We start from the raw sequence: 20818 nt of genomic DNA, 5'->3' as shown, positions 1-20818 counted from the left end.
AGGGCCTCCCCGGCCACCGGCCGGGGAGGCCCTTCGCGTCGACTACCGTTCGCCGAAGATCAACTCGTCGAAGTCCTTGCCGACCTTGGACCAGTCCCAGGTGGACAGGGCGTGCTCGGCGGCGAGTTTGGCGCAGTCGCGCCAGTTCTCCTCGGTGATGTTGATGCGCAGAATGCGTTCGGCGGCCGCCTTCGGCGTGTCCACCACCCAGCCGTCCGGGAACACCGTGCGGGCACCGCCGTAGGTGCTGCCCGCGAAATAGGGCCAGTCGCGCACCACCGGGACGGCACCGCTGGCCGTGCCCTCCATGAGCCCCAGGTGGGCGCTTTCACGGACCGAGGTGCTGAGGATGAACCCGACGTCGGTGAGCTTGCCCGCCACGTCGTCGGTCGCACCGAGCCTGAGCACTGCCCCGGCCTCGACCAGCGGCTCGAGTTCCTTCTCCATCTTGTTCCGGTACTTCTTGGTGGCACGGCTGAAATCGCGGTCCATGTCGCCGCCGATCATCAGGAGCCGGTAGCGCTCGTCCTCCTCGCGCAGCAGGCGCAGCACCTCCACGGCCCACAGCGGGTCCTTGACGACTTGGCCGACACCTACGAGACCGAGGTTGAAGCGGGCGTCCGCCTGCTTCTCGCGAGGGAACGAACTGAGCTCCGTGGCGTTGAACACCACGGGTGTGCGCGGTGCCTTCGGCCCGCGCAGCGCGGGCACGAGCTCGGTGGTCAGACCCCTCAGGTGCTCGGCGACGAAGACGAGGTCGTCGACCCGGGACCAGTCGACCAGGTGCGGCCAGCGGGTGAAGGCCTCATAGCTGTGCAGCCTGACGATGATCCGGGTGTCACCGGGATCGACCGTGGTGATCATCGCCGGCGGGCCCACGCACCAGTCGACGAACACGGTGTCGGCCCAGTCGAGGTACGGCCGCATGAGGCCCTCGACCTGGTCGGCGTATTCGTCGTCGCCGCCCATCCGCTCCTGCATGATCGGCCGGTCCGCCCACGAGACCCGCTTGAGCCCCGCCTGCGTCACCATGTCCAGGAAGCGGACCTCGACGTCCGGGTGGTCTCGGTAGCGGTCGAGGATCTCGTGCAGGAAGTTGGCGTTGGCGCTGGTGGTGATCAGCAGCCGCAGCGGCCGATCGGTCGGTCGCGGCGCGGCGGGCCGCAGGCGCCCGCGCGGCGTCATGACCGTCTGCATCGCCTTGGAGGCGTGGTACGGCTTGATGAACTTCATCGGGGCGTCGGCCAGCGGTGAGGACAGTCCGTCGATGTGGGCGACCCGGTGGAAGCTCAGCGACATGGCGCGCTGCAACGTGCCGGCGGCGTTGAGATAGTCCTCTTCGGCCTGAAGTTCGTCCGCATGGGCGAGCAGCGCCTGCACGGCCTTGTCGGTGTGCCGCGAGACGATGCCCCGCCCGTACTCGAGGGACGCGGCGTCGTAGAGCAGCTCGGCCTTGGTCTTCGAATCGCTGATCTTGGAGGCGGTCAACGCCAGGGCGTACGCCGCGCCGGTGTGCTTGTTGGCCCATTTCATGGCCTCGGCCACGCGTCGGCCCGTCGCGACGCGGAGTCCGGCGGGCACGCCCGGGGCGCGCAGCGGCAGGCGCCAGAGTTTGGCGCCGAGGTCGCGACGCATGATGGGTCGAGCGGTGAGGGCGCGCGCCGTGGCGTCGGGCAGGCGCTTGACCGCCCGGCCGAATTCGCGGGCCATGAGCGACGGCGGGAGCAGCGAGTATCCGGGGGTGTGGACCGCGTCCTGTCCGTTGAGCTCGCGCACGGCGCTGACGGCGGGGGCGAAGCCGTTGACGGCCTTGGCCTTCCGGTTGCGCTGGGCGAGCTGCCAGACGGTGTAGACGGCCCCTTCGTCGACGGCGACGAGCACGTGCGCCTCACGGGCGCGGGCGTGCAGCCACAGGTCCTTGCGGCACCGCGTCCAGACTCGCTCGCCGAACGGCAGGTCGACCGCGCGGCGCAGGTTGGCACGGGGCAGGGCGTGGATCTGGGCCAGTTCGACGCCGTCCAGCGCCGCTTTCAACTTGGGTTCGGCGGTGCAGGCGCCGTAGAAGACGCGGGCGCCCTCGGCGTCGAGCCGCTGCGCGGTCTCGGCGATCGCGCTGACCGGGAGCGTGTTGCTGCTGACGAACAGTACGTTGATCACTGAGCGCGGCCTTTCTCCACCTGAAACTGGTCGACCAGGTTCTTCACGGCCTCGGACATGATGATCTCGCGCGTGAACCGGTCGGCGTGCGCCATCGCCGCCGCGTGCTGCGCGTCGGTGGATTCCACGGCCAGGTGCGCGGCGTCGACGAACGCGTCGGCGATCGCCTTCGCGTCGAGGCCTCGCGCCCCGGTCCACAGCGGGTGGCCTTTGAGGACGTTCGAGGCGTCGTGGGCGATCGCGTGCGCGGACACGATCGGCAGTCCGGTGGCCATGTACTCGTAGACCTTGCCGGAGGTCACGTAGCGGCCGCCGATGAGGATGAGCACCATCGCGTCCCAGCGGGCGTAGGCGTCGGCGACCTCTGCCTTGGCGACCGGGCCGCCGTAGGTCACGCCGTCCGGTTCGGCGTCTCGCAGCAGGTCGGCTTGGAGGTTGGCGCCGCGGCGGGCGCCGTGGCCGTTGTGCCCGCGCACCTCGAACCGGGCGTTGGCCAGCAGCGGCTCGCGCGTGCGCGCGATGCGCCAGCCCTCGAGGACCGCCTTGAGGTGCTCGGGGGAGAAGTTGACCGTGCCCAGGTATCCGAAGACCAGGCCCGAGTCGGGGTCGGGACGACGCGACCGGCCCGGCGAGCTGTCGGCGTCGTAACCGTTGCGCACCACGTGCACGCGGTCGGCGAGCACCGGGTAACGGGCGCGGTAGTGCTCGGCGATGGGGTCGTTGACCACCCACAGGGAGATCGCCGAACCGAGCACGCGGGTCTCCCAGCGCCCCTCCTCGGACTCGGGTCTGAACGCCTCGTGGCCGTCGACCACGTCGATCGACCAGCCGTCGCGGAAGTCCACGGCGTACGGGACCCGCGCCTCCTCCCAGAGTCTCCAGGCGGCGGCGAGGTTCACGTACGGGACACAGGTGGCCAGGAGCAGGTCGGCGGGGCGCTCCTTGTGCAGGCCCAGCACCGCGTCTTCAAGGGGGCCGCGCCAGTCGCCGAAGGTCGCTTCGGGGAACGTCTCCTGCTGGCGTTCGCGCAGCTTCTTCGCCCAGCGCCCGGGGGAGACGGCGCGCTCTTCGCTGTAGCGGCGGATGTCGGTTTCCAGGTCTTCGCGCCGGAGCGGGAGTTTGAGGACCGCGACACGGGGGTCGACCTGGTCGGACAGGGTGAGGTCGATGCCCGATTCCAGTTCCCAGGACTCGTCTTCGATGGTGACGACCGTGACGTCCCAGCCTTGGGCGATGAACTGGTTGGCAGTCTCCCGCATCCGGTAGGCGCAGCTCTTCGCGGCCGGAGGGAACCCGATCGCGAGATAGATCAGATGGGGACGCCGCCCGTCGTGCCCCGGTCCGGGGTCGGCGCTCGAGGGTGCGTCGCTTCCGGGCGCACGGTCGGGCTGAGGGGCCCTGGAAGGAGAGAAGGCTGACATGATAGTGGACGTTAGCATGCAGCGGAAGGGCCCTGAGCTGTCTGCATCAAGAATGTGGGGTGAACTCGCAGTGCGCCGGCCGCTGCGGGGACGCCGCGCGGCCGGCGGCTTAGGCGAGTCGTTCTTCCAGGACTTTCACCACTTCGGCGCCGGCCCGGCCGTTGCCGTACGGGGTCCTGGTCGGGGCCTGGGGCGCGGGGCGGGAGGCGAGGGTCCGCCAGGCGTCGGGGCCGAGCGCCGACGGGTCGGGGACCAGCACGTTCCAGTCGTCTTCGAGGGTCTCGACCCATTCGGTCTCGGTGCGCAGGGTGGTGCAGGGGCGCCCGAGGAGGTAGGCCTCCTTCTGGAGGCCGCCGGAGTCGGTGACCACGCCGGTGGAGGCGAGGACCGCGGCGACGAGGTCGGCGTAGGGCAGCGGCGCGCCGACGGCGATCGCGCCGGTGTCGAGTTTGAGTCCGAACTGGTCGGCTTTGGCCTTCAGGCGCGGGTGGGCGAGCAGCGCGACCGGGACCGGCAGGTCGGCCAGGGCCGTGAGCAGGGTCGCGAGCCGCTCGGGGTCGTCGGTGTTCTCGGCCCTGTGGAGGGTCGCGACGAGGAACGGCTCGTCCGCGGCGATGCCCTCGGGCAGGCCCGCGAGGGGCCGGTCGGCGGCCAGGATGCGGTCGCGGGTGGCGAAGCACACGTCGACCATGACGTCGCCGACGTTCACGGCCCGGTCGGCCAGGCCCTCGTTCGCCAGGTGCCGCAGGGCCTCGTCGGTGGGGGCCAGCAGCAGGTCGGCGCAGTGGTCGGTGAGCACCCGGTTGTGCTCCTCGGGCATGCGCCGGTTGAACGAGCGCAGTCCGGCTTCGAGGTGCGCGACCTTCAGGTGCTGCTTGACCGCCGAGAGCGCCCCGGCGATCGTGGAGTTGGTGTCGCCGTAGACGAGCACCCAGTCGGGCTGCTCGGCGTCGAGGATCGGGTCGATCGCGGCGAGCATCGCGCCGGTCTGGGCGCCGTGGCTGCCCGAGCCGATGCCGAGGTGGAAGTCCGGTTGCGGGATCCCGAACTCGGTGAAGAACACGTCCGACAGCTCGGGGTCGTAGTGCTGTCCGGTGTGGACGACCACGTGGTGGTGCTCGGTGCCCGCGAAGGCCTGCGCGACCGCGCCGAGCTTGACGAGCTGGGGCCTGGCCCCGACGATGCTGACGACCTTCACTGTTCCACCTTTTCCTCTGTTGCGTCTTCGGCGAGCACGCCGTCGGCCTCGCGGTACCGGTCGCCGGTCCGCGGGTCCTCCCAGCGGCCCTCGCCGAGGTCCTCCAGGCGCTCGCCCGAGCGGCCGACCCAGCCGGCCCGGCGGGCCGGGACGCCCATGACCAGCGCGAAGTCGGGCACGTCCTTGGTGACCACGGCCCCGGCCGCGACCATCGACCAGCGGCCGATGCGCACCGGCGCGACGCACACCGCGCGCGCCCCGATCGAGGCCCCTTCGGCCACGTCGACGCCGACGGCCTCCCAGTCGGAGGCTTGCTTGAGCGACCCGTCGGCGGCGACCGCGCGCGGGTTGTGGTCGTTGGTGAACACCGCGGCCGGGCCCACGAACACGCCGTCGGCCAGCCGCGCGGGCTCGTAGACGAGCGCGTAGTTCTGGATCTTGACGTTGTCGCCGATCCGGACCCCGGTGCCGATGTACGCGCCGCGCCCGATCACGCAGCCCTCGCCGAGTACGGCGTGCTCGCGGATCTGGGCGAGCTCCCACACGGAGCTGCCGTCGCCGACCTGTGCGGTCTCGTGGACTTGAGCGGTTTCCTGGACCCTGTGAGCCATCAGCTGCTTTCGGTGGACGGACGGCGAGCGCCGCCGATCGGTTCGGTCGGGCCGATTATACGGACGGCCCCTCCCGGGACGGTCGCGCCGGAGCCCGGCGTCAGCGCCCGAGGACCCGCCGGTACACGCCGTCGAGGATCTCGGCCTGGCGCTCCCACGTCCACGCGTCGAGGTCGGCCGGGCCCTCGTAGGCCTTGCGGTACCGCTCGGGGTCGGCCAGGATCGCTTCGACCGCGCGGGCCAGGTCGGCCGGGTCGTCGGCGCGGAAGACCTCGCCCTGGCCGGTGGCCAGGACCGCCTCGGACATGGCCTTGACGTCGCTGACGGCGATCGGCAGCCGCGCGTGCGAGTACTCGAAGAACTTGGTGATCAACGCGATCTCGTGGTTGGGCCAGTGGTGGATCGGGATCACCCCCAGATCGGCTTCGGCGAGGTGCTCGGCCACCTGGTAGTACTCCACGTACGGCGCGAAATGCACCCGTTCGTCCACGCCCAGCTCGAGCGCGAGCTCCCGCAGGCCGGGCGCGTAGCGGCTGCCGTCGGGCAGCACGAACGCCGCGTGGACCCCCGGCAGCGACCGAAGCGCCCGGATCATCGAGTCGAGGCCGCGCTGCGGGCTGTCGCCGCCGCTGTAGACCATGAGCGGCACCTCGGGACCGATCCCGCAGCGCCCGCGCAGGCTCGGCACCGCCGCAGGCTCGTCGGATTCCTCAGGGGCCCAGAGACGTTCGCCGGTCTTGCGCGAACGGACCACCAGTTGCCCATCGGCGGCGACCGGGCCCCGCGCGCCGGAGGGCGCGTTGAGGACCACCGCGGGCGGCTCCGCGAGGGCGAAGTCCCGTCGCAGCAGTTCGCCGAGGGCCTCGGAGACGGTCACCACCGCGTCGGCGTAGGGCGCGTATTCGCGTTCGTGCGCGATCTGCGCCGGGTGCCACCGCGGGTGGTCGCGCCAGGGCCTGATGCCCGGCAGGTATTCGTGGGCGTCCCAGACGAGTTTGACGTCGCGCCCGGCGGCCCGCGCTCGCAGCGCCGCCCGGGCTCCGACGCCGAGGACCGCGAAGTCGTTGGCGTGGATCAGGTCCGGTTCGAGCCGGTCGATCGTGTTTCCGAACGCGAGTTCGTATCGCCACAGGTCGGGGTCGAGCCGCCGCCAGGCCCGGTCGCCCATCGCCCTCTTCCAGAAGGCGGTGGTGAACCGGTCGATCGGGGACGACATCCGGGTCCGCTCGCGTTGCAGGGCCTCCGAGCGACGCAGTCGCAGGCCGGTCCACTTCGACTCGAGCTTGAACCCGACCCGGCGGGCCTGGAGCGCGGCCCACCGGAGGCCGCGGCCTTCGGCCGTGATCGCGGCCTCGGCCTTGGCGGCGCCGAGGTCGGCTCGCCGCGCGTCCAGGTGCTGGCGCTTCCAGTTCGCGGTCGGCCCGGGCGGGTAGGCGAGGGGGTCGCGGAAGGTGCCGCGCCGGAACTCGTGCGGGCGTTGGTGGATGCCCACCGGGAGCGGGATGAGGATCACGGCGGCGTCCCCGATGGTCCCTTCGTACGTCCGGCGGTCCGGGGAGGTCCCGACGAGGGTCACGTCCCAGCCCAGTCCGGCGATCGAACGGGCCTGTTTCTGCACCCGCGAATCGCCTTTGACGCTGTTGTGGACCAACATGACGATCCGCGGTTTCGGGTCACTCACGCCTTTGTCTCCTCGGGATGGGAATGGTGCGGGTATTCATTCGGTGAACGTTTGGGGAATTGTTCGCGAACCGCTGCTGATATCCATTCTTAGTCGCGCTCGCCGGGCTACGGTGAACGCCGATCCCACGCTAGCGTATGGACCGATCCGCTTTCCCGGCGTCCGTCCGGGGAGCCATTCGTGACTCCGATTCCCAATGCCGCCGCCGACCTCCGAACGCGGTCGAAAGGACCGCCGCCAGTGACCGTGACCGGTGAACGAAGCGTCGCCATCATCACCCCCTGGTACCCCACGCCGAGGGTGCCGTTCGGCGGCGCGTTCGTCCAAGAGCTCGTCAAGGCCGTGGCCCCTCGCTGCGACAGCGTCACGGTTTACCACTGCGACCTGTGGGGACTGCCCAAGGACCTCGAACGCGCCGAGGTCGCCCGGCGTTCGCAGCGCCGCCTGCAACCGCTGGCCCGCACCGCCGTCCGCGGCGTGGCCGGGGCCACGGTCCACTACGTTCCGGCGCTGCTGCCGAACGGGAGCGACTGGGAGACCCAGGCCCGGGCCCACGCCGAGTGGCTGACCGCCAGCCTGCGCGGCGAGCCGATCCCCGCGCCCGTGGTCCACGCCCACGTGGGCATTCGCGGCGCCTACGCGGCCTTGGAGAACGCACGCCCCGACGCGAAGGTCTACGTCACCGAGCACGCGTCTTTCCTCGACCAGGTCCTCGCCGAACCCGGGGCCCGCGACCTCTACGACGAGGTCATCGACCGCGCCACCCGGTTCTTCGCCGTCGGCCGGAACCTCGTCGACCAGCTCGGGGCGGTCTATCCGCACCACAGGGCCAAACTCGAGATCGTCGCCAACCCCATCGACTTCGGCGCCGCCCGCCGTGAGCCTCCGCGCCGGATCCGCCGCTGGATCACCATCGGGGCCCTGACCCCGCGCAAACGCATCGACTACCTGCTGCGGGCCTTCGCCGAATGCCGCGCCGACGACCCCGACCTGCGCCTGACGATCGTCGGCCGCGGCAACCAGGAGCCCGAACTGCGCGCCCTCGCCACCGAGCTGGGTCTGGACGACGCGGTCGTGTGGCGCGGCGCGGTCGACCCCGCCGACATCCCCGCCGTCCTGGCCGGGCACGACCTGTTCGTCCACGCCAGCCGCCACGAGACCTTCGGCGTGGTCGTGGTCGAGGCGCTCGCCGCGGGCGTCCCGGCCCTGGTCTCGCGCTGTGGCGGCCCCGAGGAGCTGCTCGAAGGCATCGAAGCCGACGCCGGGGCCATGTACGACGTCGACGAGTCGCCGGCGGCCCTGGTCAAGGCCTACCGCGAGCTCACCCGTCGCGTCGAGGCCGGTCTCGACCTCGATCGCGCCCGCGAGCACCTGCGCCGCAGGTACTCCAGAGAAGCCGTCGCCGACCACCACGAACGGATCTGGTTCGGCCCCAGCGAAGGAGCCCCGCAGTGAGGATCGCCGTCATCGCCCCCGGCGGGTACAGCCGCGCCGCGGTGATCGAGGAGGCCAACCGGGCCGCCGCCGACGGCCACCGGGTGATCGCGTTCGTGGCCGCACCGAACGCCCGGCTCGACCCCGATTTCGCGCGCGGCATCGAGCTGCGCCACGACGACACCGCGCGTGTCCGCAAAGGCCGCCTCGCCAGGCTCTGGCTGGTCAAATACCCGATGGCCGGCATGCGGCGCCTCCAGCGGGGTCCGCTGCGCCGTCCCGTGGGCAAAGCCCGCGCCTTGTACGCCGACCGCGTCTCCAAGCCGCTGTCGAACCGTCTCGAGCGCCAGTCCAGGCGCCTCGAACGCGACCGGTACGCGCACGCGGTGGCCGAGCGGGTCCGCGCCTGGGAACCCGACCACGTGGTCCTGCTCAACGTCGAGGCCGTGGCGCTCGCCGAAGGCTTCCTGCCGTGGCTCGAATCGCGGTCGGCCACGGTGTCGTACGCGTATGCGGGAATCCCGATCGGGGCCGACCATTGATTTCCCGGTCGTCTTCGGAGTGAATAAGATGTCACTCGATACTCCGGAGCGAATGGTGAACAATGGCATCGCCCGAATGCCATCGGCATACGTGAACATTCGAGATCGACTTTCCCACGAATCGGCGAACGTTGGGAAAACGAAAAGTGAATGAGCACGTCTCGTACGATCTGGCGTTGAAGAACGGTCGAAAGGCCGGAGCATTCGGAGGAATCATGGGCAACCACCCCGGGCGCATCGTGATGCTGGTCCAGAACGGCGTCGTGGGCGATTCGCGCGTGCAGAAGGAGGCCGAGTCGGCCGCCGCGGCCGGCTGGGAGGTCGTCCTGTTGGGCCGCACCGATTCCCGCGCTTCGGAGTGGGAGCTCGGCGGGGCCCGGGTGCGGCTGGTGCCCACGAGCCGCACGTTCGAGCAGCGCCTCCACGAGGTGCGCAGGGCCTGGCTCCGCAGCCCGCTCGCCTACCCGCCCGGCCCCTTGGAGTCCTACCGCCGCAAGCAGGTCAAGGCCTGGCGCGCGGACCTGGACTTCGCCGAGCAGCGGCTCGCCGGGCGCGGCGCCGCGGCGGCGCTGCCGAAGCTCGCGCTGGGCGCCAAGCGCGTCGCGGTCGACGCGGCGAGCCTGTGGATCCGGTCGCGCACCAGGGCCAGCCGCCTCGTGCGCGAGCGGCGCGCGGCCGCGTCGGCGCCGATCGACAAGGCCGCCTACCGGTTCTGGCGCGTCGCGCTCGGCGACCGGGCCTGGCGCCGTCTCGACCCGGCCCTGTGGGACCTCGAACTCGCGTTCGGCCCGGTGGTCGACGAACTGGCCCCGGACCTGATCCACGCCAACGACTTCCAGATGCTCGGCGTCGCCGCCCGCGCGAAACTGCGCGCCAAGGCCAAGGGCCGCGACGTGAAGCTCGTGTGGGACGCCCACGAGTACCTGCCGGGCATGAAGCCGTGGAAGAGCCATCCGTGGTGGAAGGAGGCGCAGCTCGCGCACGAGCGAGAGCACGCGCCCCACGCCGACGCGGTCGTCACCGTCTCCGACACCGTCGCGACGCTGCTGAAGGACCGGCACGGCCTGGCCGCACCTCCCGCGGTGGTCATGAACGTCCCCGACCTGCCCGAGATCCCGGTTCCCGCGCCGCAGCCGGGCCTGCGCGAACGCTGCGGGATCGGCCCCGAGGCGTCCTTGCTGGTCTACAGCGGTGCGCCGCTGGAGCAGCGCGGCATGCACATCATGGTCGAGGCCCTGCCTTCGCTGCCGGACGCGCACGCCGCGTTCGTGGTCTCCAAACCGCACTGGCGCTATGTGCGCCGCCTCCAGGCCCGCGCCGCCGAACTCGGCCTGGCCGACCGCGTCCACGTCCTGCCCTATGTGGACCACCGCGAGGTGGTGGCGTTCCTCTCGGCCGCCGACGCGGGCGTGATCCCCATCCACCACTGGGAGAACCACGAGATCTCCCTGATCACCAAGTTCTTCGAGTACTCCCACGCGCGACTGCCGCTGGTGGTGAGCGACGTGAAGACCATGAGCGAGATGGTGCGCCGCACCGGCCAAGGCGAGGTCTTCCGCGCCGAGGACACCGAGGACTTCCTGCGGGCGGTCAAGCAGGTCCTGTCCGACCCCGAGAAGTACCGCGAGGCCTACGACACGCGCGTCCCGCTGAAGGAATGGACCTGGCAGGCCCAGGCCGAACGCCTCACCGGCGTCTACGAGGGCCTCATCGGCCCGGCCGGGGCGGCGACGTGACCGCCCGCCGCGTCGCGGTCGTCACCCCCTGGTATCCGGACCCGCACCTTCCCTTCCGAGGCTCGTTCGTGCGCGCCATGGTCGAGGCCACCGCCCCCGGCACCGACCGCCTCGACGTCTACCACCTCAACGGCTGGCCCGTCACCCGCGACCGCGAGCGCCTCGCCGCCGTCGAGGCGCTCCAGGAGCGACTCCTGCCCCGCTCGGTCCGGCCGGTCCCCACGGCCGGAGGCGCGGTGCTGCACCGCATCGCCGCCGCGGTCGAACGGGTCCGCGACCACGCCGTCCACGCCCGCAGGCACGCCTGGACACTTCGAGGCGCGCTCGCCGGCGAGCCGCTCGCGGCACCGGTCGTCCATGCCCACGTGCCCATGCTCGGCGGCTACGCGGCGCTGGAGAACGCCCGCCCCGACGCGAAGGTCTACGCCACCGAGCACTCGTCCTTCCTCGCCGAGGTCCTCGCCGACACCGGCAGCCGCGACCTCTACGACGAGATCCTCGACCGCCTCGACGGCTGCTTCGTCGTCGGCGAACCGCTCTTCGCGCTGCTCGGCGAGGCCTTCCCGCACCACGCGGCCAAGATCGGCTACCTCGCCAACCCCGTCGACTTCACTTCGCGCCGCCCCGAGCCGCCCGCCGAGCTGCGCCGCTGGCTGTCGGTCGCCGCGTTCAACGAGCGCAAGCGTATCGACTACCTGCTGCGGGCCTTCGCCGACTGCCGCGCCGAGGACCCCGAGCTGACGCTCACCCTCGCCGGCGACGGCGAGCTGCGTCCCGAGCTCGAAGCCCTCACCGCCGAACTCGGCCTCGCGGGCGCCGTCGAGTTCCTCGGCGCCGTCGAACCGGACCGCATCCCCGCCCTCATGGCCGAGCACGACCTGTTCGTCCACGCAAGCCGCCACGAGACCTTCGGCGTGGTCGTGGTCGAGGCCCTCGCCGCGGGAACCCCGGTGCTCGCGACCCGCTCGGGCGGTTCCGACCAGGTCCTCGACGGTGTCGAAGACGACGCCGGTGCCCTCTTCGACGTCGTCGACGACCCCGCGGCCCTGGTCGACGCCTACCTCGCGCTCCGCGAGCGCCACCCGCACAAGACCGACCTCGACCGGGCCCGGGCCCACCTGAGCGCCAAGTACTCCTACGCGGCGGTGGCCGACCGCCACCACCGGATCTGGTTCGGAGGCGAACGGTGAAGCTCCTCTACCTCGCACCGCTCGCGAGCCGCCCCGGCGCCGCGGCCGCGGAGACCCGCCTCGCCGCCGAGGACGGGCACCGCGTGCTGCTGCTGGCCGAAGGCGGCCCCAAATGGGAGGGCCGCGACCTCGACCCGCGAATCGAGACCGTCTGGCTCGACACCTTCTCCATGAACGCCGCCGAACCGCTCCTCATCTCGCTGTGCCGCCGCCGAATACCGCTCGGCGTGCTGCGACGCCTCGGCCGCCCGGCCGAACCGCTCGCCCGCCGCTGGCGCCGCTCGGTCGTCAAGCCGCTCGACCGGGACCTGTCGCGGCGCACGGCCGCGATGCGCGAGGCCCACCGCCTCGCGCGCATCGGCGACACCGTGCGCGAGTTCGCGCCCGACCTGCTCGTCCTCGGCGAGGGCGCGGCCATCGAACTGGGCGTCCACTTCGTCCCCGAGCTCCTCGACCACCGCCCCGAGACCGTCACCGCCTACGCCTATGAACGAGGAGCGGCCGCATGACCGCCCGACCCCGGGTCCTGTACCTGGCCTTCTACTTCCCGCCCTCGCGCGCCTCGGGCGTGTACCGGGCCCGGGCCACGGCCAACTACTTCGCCGAGTCCGGTTGGGACGTGACCGTGATGCGCGCCCCGCAGCGGTTCCTCCTCGACGTCGTGGGCTCCACCGACGAGGGCCTCGCCGCGACCGTCGACCCCCGCATCGACGTCGTCCTCCCCGAGATGGACTACTACGCATGGGAACTCGACATCCGCGCCTACGGCTCCTTCCGCGGGAACTTCCCGTTCCTGGCCAAGCGCTGGCACGAGTTCAAGCAGCGGTTCTCCTTTCCCGACCCGTACGCCTCCTGGGGCCGCAGCGCCGTCGCCGAGGGGCTGCGGCTCCACGCCGAGCGGCCCTTCGACCTCGTCATCGCCACGGGGAACCCGTTCGCGGCCTTCGGCGCGGCCTACGAGCTCGGGAGGCGCACCGGCCTGCCGTACATCGTGGACAACCGCGACGCGTGGACCCTCGACCTGTTCACCAACACCGACGCGTTCCCCAAAGGTCATCCGGCCTGGAAGTGGGAGCGGCGGATCCTGGAGCACGCCGCCGAGGCCCTGTACGTCAACGGTGCCCTGCGCGACTGGCACGCCGAGCGCTACCCCGGCGTCGCCGAGCGGATGCACGTGCTCCTCAACGGCTGGGACCCCGACGTCCTCCCCGAGGTGCCCCCGCCCTCGACCGACGAGGACCGGCCGCTGTCGTTCGCTTATGTGGGCACCTTGACCGCCGTGCAGCCGGTCGAGGCCCTGTTCGCCGGGTTCGACCTGATGAACTCAGAGAGCAGCCACACCGGCTCCACGCTCGACCTCTACGGCCACATCGGGTTCTTCTCCGGCTCTGAGACGCGCATCCGCAGCCAGTTCGGGTTCGACACCGAGCCCGAGGGCGTGCGCTTCCGCGGCCCGGTCTCCAAGGCCGAGATCGGCAAGGCCTACGCCGACAGCGACGTGCTCGTGTTCCTCGCGGGCGGCTCGAAGTACGTCACTTCGGGGAAGATCTTCGAGTACATGGCCACCGGCAGGCCCATCGTCTCGGTCCACGAACGCGGCAGTGCCGCAGAGGAACTGCTGCGGGACTACCCGCTGTGGTTCGTCCCGGCGAGCCTCGAAGCGGCCGACGTGGCCGCCGCGTTCGCCGAGGCGGGCGACGCCGCCCGCAAGGGCGATCCCGACCTGGCCGACCAGGCCCGTCGCTACGCCGCCTCCTTCACCAGGTACCAGGCCCTCGAAGCCTTCGAACAGCGCGCCCGCGCCCTCGCCACCAGGAGCGCCCGATGACCATCACCCAACCGCTCCAAGAACGCGTCGTCCTCCTCCTGTTCCGCAACTCCGGCGTCAAACGCGCCAACACCTACACCGCATATGTGACCGAGCGCGGCGTCCAAGTCGACATCCTGGTCGCCGACGGCCAAGGCTGGCGCAACGCCCTCAAGCTCCACCCGGGCGCGCGCGTCTACTCGATCGGCCGCGCCGAGAACCGCCTCCCGCTCATCTGGCTCTACACCACGATCATCGAACGCGGGCCCGCCGCGGTCCTGCGTCGCCTCGACGGCCGCGTCCCAGGCGCGCACTTCGCGCGCCGGGCCCACCGCAAGATCGCCGGGAAGCTCCGCAAGCACGTGTTCTGGCGGATTTACCGGCCGCTGCGCCACCAGGCCGTGCGCCCGCTCGCCGTCCGGCGGCTCGACCGCCTCGACCTCGACGGGGTCAGCCGCGTGATCTGCGTCGACGAGTCCACGATCCCGCTGGGCTGGAGCATCGTCAAGCGCTACCCCGACCTGGAGGTCACCCGCAAGGTCGACCGGCACCGCTACGACGACAGGCCCGTCCTGGCCCCGAACCCGCCCTGGAGCGGCGACAGGGCGCTCGACCGCGAGGCCTACGCCACGCTCTGACCATCTCATCCGACAAATCCGGCAAAAGCCACCCTCGCGCAGGGAAACCAGCGGCCGGAGCCTGCCCGAACCTTGGAAGAAGACGATCCCTCCGCTTTTCACTCGCGCAATCCAATGTCGCGTCGCACGTGTTATGGCACTGTGACCTGATCCCGAACCGCGGGAAGATACGCTGCAACCATGCTGCGTTCTGTCATCCTCGCCGCCGCCCGGTCTTCGAAGATCGAGCGCCTCGTCGGCACCGCGCCGGTGACCCGGTCGCTCGTCCGCCGCTACGTCGCGGGCGAGACCACGGCCGAGGCGGTGGCGACCACCCGCACCCTGGCCGCACAGGGACTGCTCACCACGCTCGACTACCTCGGCGAGGACACCGTCGTCGTCGAGCAGGCCGACGCCACCAGGGACGAGTACCTCGACCTCCTCGCCGCCCTCAAGGGCGAAGGGCTCTCCAAGTCCGCCGAGGTCAGCGTCAAACTCTCCGCGCTCGGCCAGCGCATCGACGCCGAACTGGCCTACGACCGCGCCCGCGACATCTGCATCGCCGCCGCCGACGCCGGGACCACCGTCACCGTCGACATGGAAGACCACACGGTCACCGACTCCACCCTGGAGATCGTCCAGCGCCTGCGCGCCGACTTCGCGCACACCAGCGCCGTCCTCCAGTCCTACCTGCGCCGCACCGAGGACGACTGCAAGGCCCACGCCGTGGCCGATTCCCGCATCCGCCTGTGCAAGGGCGCCTACAAGGAGCCCGAGTCGGTCGCCTACCAGCGCAGTCTCGACGTCGACCGCTCCTATGTGCGCTGCATCAACGCGCTCATGGCCGGCGAGGGCTACCCGATGCTCGCCACGCACGACCCGCGCCTGATCGAGATCGGCATCGACCGCGCCCGCTGGTACGACCGCGACAAGGACTCCTTCGAGTTCCAGATGCTCTACGGCATCCGCCCCGCCGAGCAGCTCCGCCTCGCCGGCGAGGGCTACCGCATGCGCGTCTACGTCCCCTACGGCGACCAGTGGTACGGCTACCTCATGCGCCGCATGGCCGAACGCCCCGCCAACCTCGCCGTGTTCGCCCGCTCACTGTGGACCAAATCCTAGATAGAGGATGCCCGTCGACGGGTCGTGACCGAGGCGACTCGGACACGGCCCGTCTTCGCACCCTGGCCCACGTCAGAGGCCCTGCGCCGCATCTGGACGCCCACGTGAGGCGCCCCCGCGGACCTCGCACCGGTAGCGATCGGCGACTACAGTTGCGAACGTGACTCAAGCCCCCGAGGACTACACCCCGGACTCCCGCCGACCGGACGGCGAGGCGCGACCCGCCCCGCAGGGCCCCCTCGTGCCCGGCCAGAGGCCCGCGCCCTCACCCCCGGCGCACGGACCGGTGCTGCCCCAGGCGGGCGACGCGGCACTCGGGCACCCCGTCCCGGCCCAGCCGATCCCCGAGCCCACGGCCCCGCCCTCGGCCCTCCCGGTCGACATGGCCCCGCCCCCGCAGATGCCCCCCGGCCACGCGCCCCAGTACCCCGGTCACATGCCCCCCGGCCAGGTCCCGCCCGGACCGATCCCGGTCAGCTCCATGCCCCCCTGGCCCGGCGACCACGTCCACATGCCCCGCCCCGACCGCAAACGCTCACGCGCCACCACCGTCCTCGTGGTGGTCCTGCTCCTGGCCGCCTCGGTCCTCACCGGCGGCCTGGTCTCCGGCTGGCGCCCGGCCCTGCCCGGAGCCGAGACCGGCTCCATCGAAGGCCTCGCGGTCCAACCCGGCGAAGGCACCGTCCCCAGCCCCGGCCCCAACGCCACCCAGCCGGAGATCCTCGCCTACCTCAAAGAGCAGTCCCAATTGGTCCTCGAGGCCCAGTCCGAGTCCCTGCTCAACCACAGCCTCGAAGGCTGGCTCGCCGCCTACGACCCCACCCTGCACGAGAAGATGACCAGCCGGTACGAGTCCCTGACCCAGATGCAGGTCTCCCGGTTCGACTACCAGATCGCCTCCGGCCCCATCGAGGACGCCTCGGGCGCGGTCCCGCTCTACGACATCTCGATCCTGCTCTCCTACTGCTTCGTCGAACCCGCCGACACCTGCAAGGCCGCCGACATCGTCTTCGACACGCGCTGGCGGGCCGGGGACGAGGGCATGGTCATGATCGAGGTCTCCGACTCCGAGTACGGCGAGGGCCCGCACCCGTGGGAGGTCACCGATCTCGTCGCGGCCGTGGGCGAACGCACCGTCACCGCGGTTCCGGCCTCGATGGCCGACCAGCTCGACATGGCACTCCAGGTCTCTGAGGAGGCCGCGGTCAACGCCGATGAGTGGGCCTACTGGGAGAAACCCGACCGCTATGTCGTCTACATCGCCTCCGACGAGGAGTTCGAGACCTGGTTCGGCGGTTTCTGGGACTCCGAGGACGTGCTCGGGTTCGCCCTGCCGCTCAACGGCACGGTCGACGGGCAGCGGCAGCCTTCCACGTATGCCACGGTCATGGGCGTGGACCGCACGGGTTGGGGCGAGGGCCTGACCAGTGTGATCCGGCACGAACTTGGGCACGCGGTCACGCTGTGGGCCGCCCCGTCCGAGCGCTACGCCGACGACACGTGGTGGATGGTCGAGGGTGTCGCCGAGTACATCGACCAGAGCGACCGCCCGCTCGAGGACTACGACCGGGCCTGGGACGTGCGCGACTACCTCGCCCAAGGCGGCTGCGCGACCGACATCCTGCCCCCCGACGAGGACGACGACACGCTCGCGGGCTCGGGCAAGTACGGCTGCGGGTTCTACGGCGTCCACTACCTGGTCGAGGAGTACGGCGTCGAGGCGTTCGCCGAGTTCTTCGGGATGACCGTGCGTGAGGGCGCGGTGCCGGCGGACGTGTCGGTCGAGGTCTACGGGAAGAGCTATGCGGAGTTGATGGAGGAGATTACGGCCTTCATTGCCCAGACCGTGTGAGATCGGGTGTTGCCGGGTGGCCGGGACTGCCGTAACATGAGCAACATCCCAATCTATTGACATCAACGTCACGCTCAGTGACGACCGACTTGTTTCGGTTCATATGGTGATTCTCGTCCACCGCACCTCTAACACATCACACAACCCCACGTCCTTGCATAAGTGCTCGCAACAGCCCTCGACAGAACGGTGAGACACATGAGCAATCCCGGGGACCTCCTCGACGAGGTCAAGTTCTTGACGGTGACGGAAGTGGCCGAGTTGATGCGCGTCTCGAAGATGACGGTGTACCGGCTCGTCCACAACGGTGAGATCGCGGCGGTGCGGGTGGGGCGCTCCTTCCGCGTCCCCGAGAGCGCCGTCAAGTCCTATCTCTCCGAGGCCCTCCAGACCGACGAGTGACCCGCTCGGCCCGACAGGTCCCGCCACGCGCGAGCTGTGACGGGGCCTGCGGTCGATCTCGCCCGGCGAGGGGGCCGTCGGGAGGTCGAGCTAGGCTGGTCGGGCTCAACGTATTGTCTAGTGAACATCTGTGAGGAAGCTCTATGGGCTCGGTCATCAAGAAGCGGCGCAAGCGCATGGCGAAGAAGAAGCACCGCAAGCTGCTCCGCAAGACCCGCGTTCAGCGTCGCAAGCTCGGCAAGTAACCGAGGCGACCGGCTCTTGAGCACCTGCGGGTAGGCTGGGCCACATGACGGAGTTCGAAGCAATCCCGTTCGCCTTCCAGGTGAAGGGCATCGTCTGGCTGGTCGTCGCCTATGGGGCCGCGCTCCTGTCCTTGATCGCGACCATTCACTGCGCGTTGCAGAAGCCCGAGGGGTTCTCCGTTGTGGGCACCCTCTCCAAGGGCACCTGGCTCGGCATCCTCGTGGGCAGTTTCGTCCTCTCCCTGCTGTTCGGCGGGTGGGGCGGACTCGGCCTCTTCGGTCTGATCGCCCTCGTCGCCGCCCTGGTGTACCTCCTCGACGTCCGGGCCGGACTCAAGGACGTCGGCGGCGCGTACTAGCGCCGCCTCTGAACCTACGCAAAGCCGCGTCGGCACCGCCGACGCGGCTTTCCGTGTGCCCGTAACCGGGTGACCCCGCGTGCCATGTCGCGCAGCCGCTTGACTCGGTCGGCCGTGGGCGGGTGCGTCGAGAACATCCGCGCGAGCCCGCCGCCGCGCAGCGGCGACTCGATCATCAGGTGCGACTGCTCGGCCACGGCGCTGTCGGCGCGGGCCGGGAGCCGGTCGACCCCGGCGGAGATCTTCTCCAGGGCGCTCGCGAGCGCGAGCGGGTCGCCGGTGAGCCGCGCGCCGGACGCGTCGGCCTCGTATTCGCGCGAACGCGACACGGCCATCTGGATGAGCCCGGCCGCGAGCGGCCCCAGGATCATCGTCAACAGCAGCACGAGCGGATTGGGCCGGTCGCGGTCGCCGCCGATCGGCAGGAAGATCGCGAGGTTCGCGATCATGGTGATGATGCTGGCCAGGGCCCCGGCGACCGAGGCGATGAGGATGTCGCGGTTGTACACGTGCGACAGCTCGTGCCCGATCACGGCCCGCAGCTCGGCGGGCGTGAGCAGCCGCAGGATGCCTTCGGTGACGGCGACGGCGGCGTTCTGGGGGTTGCGGCCGGTGGCGAACGCGTTCGGCTGCGCGGTGGGGGAGACGTAGAGGCGCGGCATGGGCTGCCCGGCGCGCTGGGCGAGCTCACGGACCATCGCGTAGAGCTGCGGGGCCTCGGCCTCGGTGACGGGCCGGGCGTGCATGGCGCGGAGCGCGATCTTGTCGGAGTTGAAGTAGGAATAGGCGTTGATGCCTACGGCGATGACGGCGGCGATGACGATGCCGGTGGAACCGCCGAGCAGGTAGCCGATGGCGATCACCAGCGCGGACATCGCGCCGAGCAGCACCGCGGTCTTGAGGCCGTTGTGGTGCTTCATGGTGTTCCTCCCCTTTGAAGGCGGCAACGCCTTCGCTACCGACAGTATTTCGGGAGGAGCTGGGGATTCACCGTGAAACGGGGGTGAACTCCAACACCAGCTGCGGAGCGACCGAGACGGCCACGACGGCGAGGGCGACGGCGACGAGCGCGAGGGTGAAGCGGCGCTTGGGCAGCGGCGCGGGGCGGCCGACGAGGAGGGTCCGGGCGAGCGGAAGGTAATAGGCGAGCCCGAGGACGGCCCCGGCGGCGACGATCACGGCAAGCCACACGGCAGAGGACGCGAGCACTTCGAGCACGGCGACCTTGGCAAAGGTCCCGGCGAGCGCCGGAGGAAGCCCGGCGAGCCCGACGACGCAGAACAGAAAGACGAACGAGGGAAGCGGAGCCCCCCGCCAGAGTCCGGCAAGGTCAGAGACATGCCCGCCAGGCCCGGCGGCATCGCTCGCGGCTCCGCCGCCGCTCCCCGCGGCGAGGCTACGCGAGTCCGCGCCACTGCTGTGCGAATCTTCGTCGCCCGCGTCGCCCGCGTCGCCCGCGTCGCCCGCGTCGCCCGCGTCGCCCGCGTCGCCCGCGTCGCCCGCGTCGCCCGCGTCGCCCGCGTCGCCCGCGCTGATCCTATATCATATATCCTATATGATCAGTAGCCGTAGGCGCTCGGGGCGTTCTGGCCTCCGTCCACCGGGATCACCGCTCCGTTGATCGCCTTCGCGTTGGGGGAGAGCAGGAACGCGATCACCTCGGCCACGTCGTTGGGATCCAGGAGCTCGCGGCCGGGGAACTCTTCGAGGAACGCCTCGTAGCGGCCGGGGTCGGCCACTCGCAGCCGGTCCCAGTTGCGGTCGGGGATGAGCATCGAGCCCGGCGCGACCGCGTTGACGCGCACGCCCATCGGGCCCAGCTCGCGGCCCAGGATGGTGGCCGCGTGGTTGAGTGCGGCCTTGGTCGACCCGTACGCCAGGCCGGGGGAGGGCTTCGACCCCGAGATCGAGGAGACCAGCACCGCGGCCCCGCTCGTGCGCTTGAGCTGCGGCAGGGCCGCCTTGAGCGCGGTCATCGCGCTGACGACGTTGACGCCCATCGTGTAAGCCCAGTCGTCGGGGAACGTGTCGTGGAGGCTGCGCCCGCGCGAGCCGCCCACGTTCGCCACGATCCCGCCCAGGTCGCCGAGCCGCCGCCCCGAGTCCAGCACGAACTCGGTGAGCATCTCCGGGTCGCCCGCGTCCAGGGCCCGCGAGACCACCGGTATGTCGTGCGCCTTGCGCAGCTGCTCGGCGAACTCCCCGAGCGGGGCCGCATTGCGCGCGCACAGCGCCAGCGGATGGCCGTCGGCCGCGAGGAGGGAGGCGGTGGCGTGACCGAGCCCGTGGCTGGCACCGGTGACGAGGACTGGGCTATTCAGATGCATGCCGTTCATAATGGCCTGCCGTGTCACGTCCGGTCCCGACAGCCGGACGCGAGCGGGGCGGTCCGTGCCGACCGCCCCGCCCCGCCTTCGGCGAGGTTCGCGAACCCCGCCGGTCAC

At 70.9% G+C, this 20818-nt stretch carries 20 protein-coding genes; 12 read left to right on the top strand and 8 right to left on the bottom strand.

Annotation, left to right across the window (positions count from 1 at the left end; all coding sequences use genetic code 11):
* Window positions 1-42: 42 nt before the first annotated feature.
* From AB0B28_RS07435 to AB0B28_RS07415, 5 genes are all read right to left on the bottom strand, one after another.
* Complete coding sequence (locus AB0B28_RS07435) at window positions 43-2157, bottom strand: glycosyltransferase family 1 protein (protein WP_360118059.1); 2115 nt, start codon at window positions 2155-2157, stop codon at window positions 43-45.
* Window positions 2154-3470: a glycosyltransferase gene (locus AB0B28_RS07430; protein ID WP_360118321.1), complete on the bottom strand. Its 1317-nt coding sequence runs from the start codon at window positions 3468-3470 to the stop codon at window positions 2154-2156. The genes AB0B28_RS07435 and AB0B28_RS07430 overlap by 4 nt, the downstream gene beginning before the upstream one ends.
* A gap of 217 nt (window positions 3471-3687) precedes the next feature.
* Entirely contained in the window at window positions 3688-4776 is a 1089-nt protein-coding gene (wecB, locus tag AB0B28_RS07425; RefSeq protein WP_360118056.1) for a UDP-N-acetylglucosamine 2-epimerase (non-hydrolyzing), read from the bottom strand.
* Window positions 4773-5387, bottom strand: coding sequence for an acyltransferase (locus tag AB0B28_RS07420; RefSeq protein ID WP_360118053.1), 615 nt, complete (start codon window positions 5385-5387; stop codon window positions 4773-4775). Before AB0B28_RS07420 ends, wecB begins: the two co-directional genes overlap by 4 nt.
* A 100-nt stretch (window positions 5388-5487) precedes the next feature.
* Window positions 5488-7068: a glycosyltransferase family 4 protein gene (locus AB0B28_RS07415; protein WP_360118050.1), complete on the bottom strand. Its 1581-nt coding sequence runs from the start codon at window positions 7066-7068 to the stop codon at window positions 5488-5490.
* Window positions 7069-7308: 240 nt separating this feature from the next.
* Between AB0B28_RS07415 and AB0B28_RS07410 the strand changes: the two genes are divergently transcribed.
* The 12 genes from AB0B28_RS07410 (at window position 7309) to AB0B28_RS07355 (ending at window position 18374) form a co-directional block, all read left to right on the top strand.
* Complete coding sequence (locus tag AB0B28_RS07410; protein ID WP_360118047.1) at window positions 7309-8523, top strand: glycosyltransferase; 1215 nt, start codon at window positions 7309-7311, stop codon at window positions 8521-8523.
* Window positions 8520-9044, top strand: coding sequence for a hypothetical protein (locus tag AB0B28_RS07405; protein ID WP_360118044.1), 525 nt, complete (start codon window positions 8520-8522; stop codon window positions 9042-9044). Before AB0B28_RS07410 ends, AB0B28_RS07405 begins: the two co-directional genes overlap by 4 nt.
* A gap of 215 nt (window positions 9045-9259) precedes the next feature.
* On the top strand, window positions 9260-10780 hold the full coding sequence (locus AB0B28_RS07400; RefSeq protein ID WP_360118041.1) for a glycosyltransferase: 1521 nt from the start codon (window positions 9260-9262) through the stop codon (window positions 10778-10780).
* Entirely contained in the window at window positions 10777-11970 is a 1194-nt protein-coding gene (locus AB0B28_RS07395) for a glycosyltransferase family 4 protein (protein WP_360118038.1), read from the top strand. The genes AB0B28_RS07400 and AB0B28_RS07395 overlap by 4 nt, the downstream gene beginning before the upstream one ends.
* Entirely contained in the window at window positions 11967-12479 is a 513-nt protein-coding gene (locus AB0B28_RS07390) for a hypothetical protein (protein ID WP_360118035.1), read from the top strand. The genes AB0B28_RS07395 and AB0B28_RS07390 overlap by 4 nt, the downstream gene beginning before the upstream one ends.
* On the top strand, window positions 12476-13798 hold the full coding sequence (locus tag AB0B28_RS07385) for a glycosyltransferase (RefSeq protein ID WP_360118032.1): 1323 nt from the start codon (window positions 12476-12478) through the stop codon (window positions 13796-13798). Before AB0B28_RS07390 ends, AB0B28_RS07385 begins: the two co-directional genes overlap by 4 nt.
* On the top strand, window positions 13795-14415 hold the full coding sequence (locus AB0B28_RS07380) for a hypothetical protein (protein WP_360118029.1): 621 nt from the start codon (window positions 13795-13797) through the stop codon (window positions 14413-14415). Before AB0B28_RS07385 ends, AB0B28_RS07380 begins: the two co-directional genes overlap by 4 nt.
* Window positions 14416-14595: 180 nt before the next feature.
* On the top strand, window positions 14596-15516 hold the full coding sequence (locus AB0B28_RS07375; protein WP_360118026.1) for a proline dehydrogenase family protein: 921 nt from the start codon (window positions 14596-14598) through the stop codon (window positions 15514-15516).
* A gap of 160 nt (window positions 15517-15676) precedes the next feature.
* Window positions 15677-17368 carry a hypothetical protein gene (locus AB0B28_RS07370; protein ID WP_360118023.1) on the top strand — a complete coding sequence of 564 codons (1692 nt, stop codon included), beginning with the start codon at window positions 15677-15679 and terminating at the stop codon, window positions 17366-17368.
* A gap of 198 nt (window positions 17369-17566) precedes the next feature.
* A complete protein-coding gene (locus tag AB0B28_RS07365; RefSeq protein WP_360118020.1) occupies window positions 17567-17770 on the top strand; it encodes a helix-turn-helix domain-containing protein in 204 nt (67 codons plus the stop codon).
* Window positions 17771-17913: 143 nt separating this feature from the next.
* The gene (locus tag AB0B28_RS07360) at window positions 17914-18015 is read left to right on the top strand and encodes an AURKAIP1/COX24 domain-containing protein (protein ID WP_081687713.1); all 102 of its coding nucleotides are present in this window, start codon (window positions 17914-17916) and stop codon (window positions 18013-18015) included.
* Window positions 18016-18059: 44 nt separating this feature from the next.
* Window positions 18060-18374, top strand: a complete 315-nt coding sequence (locus tag AB0B28_RS07355) for a DUF2516 family protein (RefSeq protein WP_360118017.1) — start codon at window positions 18060-18062, stop codon at window positions 18372-18374.
* A 14-nt stretch (window positions 18375-18388) separates the two neighbouring features.
* Here AB0B28_RS07355 and htpX read toward each other — a convergent pair whose 3' ends face one another.
* From htpX to AB0B28_RS07340, 3 genes are all read right to left on the bottom strand, one after another.
* Window positions 18389-19294, bottom strand: a complete 906-nt coding sequence (htpX, locus tag AB0B28_RS07350) for a zinc metalloprotease HtpX (RefSeq protein WP_360118014.1) — start codon at window positions 19292-19294, stop codon at window positions 18389-18391.
* Between the two features lie 67 nt (window positions 19295-19361).
* Window positions 19362-19910 (bottom strand): proton-conducting transporter membrane subunit, encoded by a 549-nt coding sequence (locus AB0B28_RS07345; protein ID WP_360118318.1) that lies wholly within the window; start codon window positions 19908-19910, stop codon window positions 19362-19364.
* Between the two features lie 23 nt (window positions 19911-19933).
* The gene (locus AB0B28_RS07340; protein ID WP_360118011.1) at window positions 19934-20701 is read right to left on the bottom strand and encodes an SDR family oxidoreductase; all 768 of its coding nucleotides are present in this window, start codon (window positions 20699-20701) and stop codon (window positions 19934-19936) included.
* Window positions 20702-20818 lie beyond the last annotated feature (117 nt).

Source organism: Glycomyces sp. NPDC046736 (genome assembly GCF_040645615.1).
Taxonomy (GTDB): domain Bacteria; phylum Actinomycetota; class Actinomycetes; order Mycobacteriales; family Micromonosporaceae; genus Glycomyces.
The sequence above is the reverse complement of the archived record's forward strand: the minus strand, read 5'-3'. Positions and strand labels throughout refer to the sequence as shown.

Excerpts from the sequence above, each read along its gene's own strand:
- AB0B28_RS07420 (WP_360118053.1), bottom strand. The coding sequence starts at position 5,387 with ATGGCTCACAGGGTCCAGGAAACCGCTCAAGTCCACGAGACCGCACAG.
- AB0B28_RS07400 (WP_360118041.1), top strand. The coding sequence starts at position 9,260 with ATGGGCAACCACCCCGGGCGCATCGTGATGCTGGTCCAGAACGGCGTC.
- AB0B28_RS07385 (WP_360118032.1), top strand. The coding sequence starts at position 12,476 with ATGACCGCCCGACCCCGGGTCCTGTACCTGGCCTTCTACTTCCCGCCC.
- AB0B28_RS07380 (WP_360118029.1), top strand. The coding sequence starts at position 13,795 with ATGACCATCACCCAACCGCTCCAAGAACGCGTCGTCCTCCTCCTGTTC.
- AB0B28_RS07375 (WP_360118026.1), top strand. The coding sequence starts at position 14,596 with ATGCTGCGTTCTGTCATCCTCGCCGCCGCCCGGTCTTCGAAGATCGAG.
- AB0B28_RS07365 (WP_360118020.1), top strand. The coding sequence starts at position 17,567 with ATGAGCAATCCCGGGGACCTCCTCGACGAGGTCAAGTTCTTGACGGTG.
- AB0B28_RS07360 (WP_081687713.1), top strand. The coding sequence starts at position 17,914 with ATGGGCTCGGTCATCAAGAAGCGGCGCAAGCGCATGGCGAAGAAGAAG.
- AB0B28_RS07355 (WP_360118017.1), top strand. The coding sequence starts at position 18,060 with ATGACGGAGTTCGAAGCAATCCCGTTCGCCTTCCAGGTGAAGGGCATC.
- htpX (WP_360118014.1), bottom strand. The coding sequence starts at position 19,294 with ATGAAGCACCACAACGGCCTCAAGACCGCGGTGCTGCTCGGCGCGATG.
- AB0B28_RS07340 (WP_360118011.1), bottom strand. The coding sequence starts at position 20,701 with ATGCATCTGAATAGCCCAGTCCTCGTCACCGGTGCCAGCCACGGGCTC.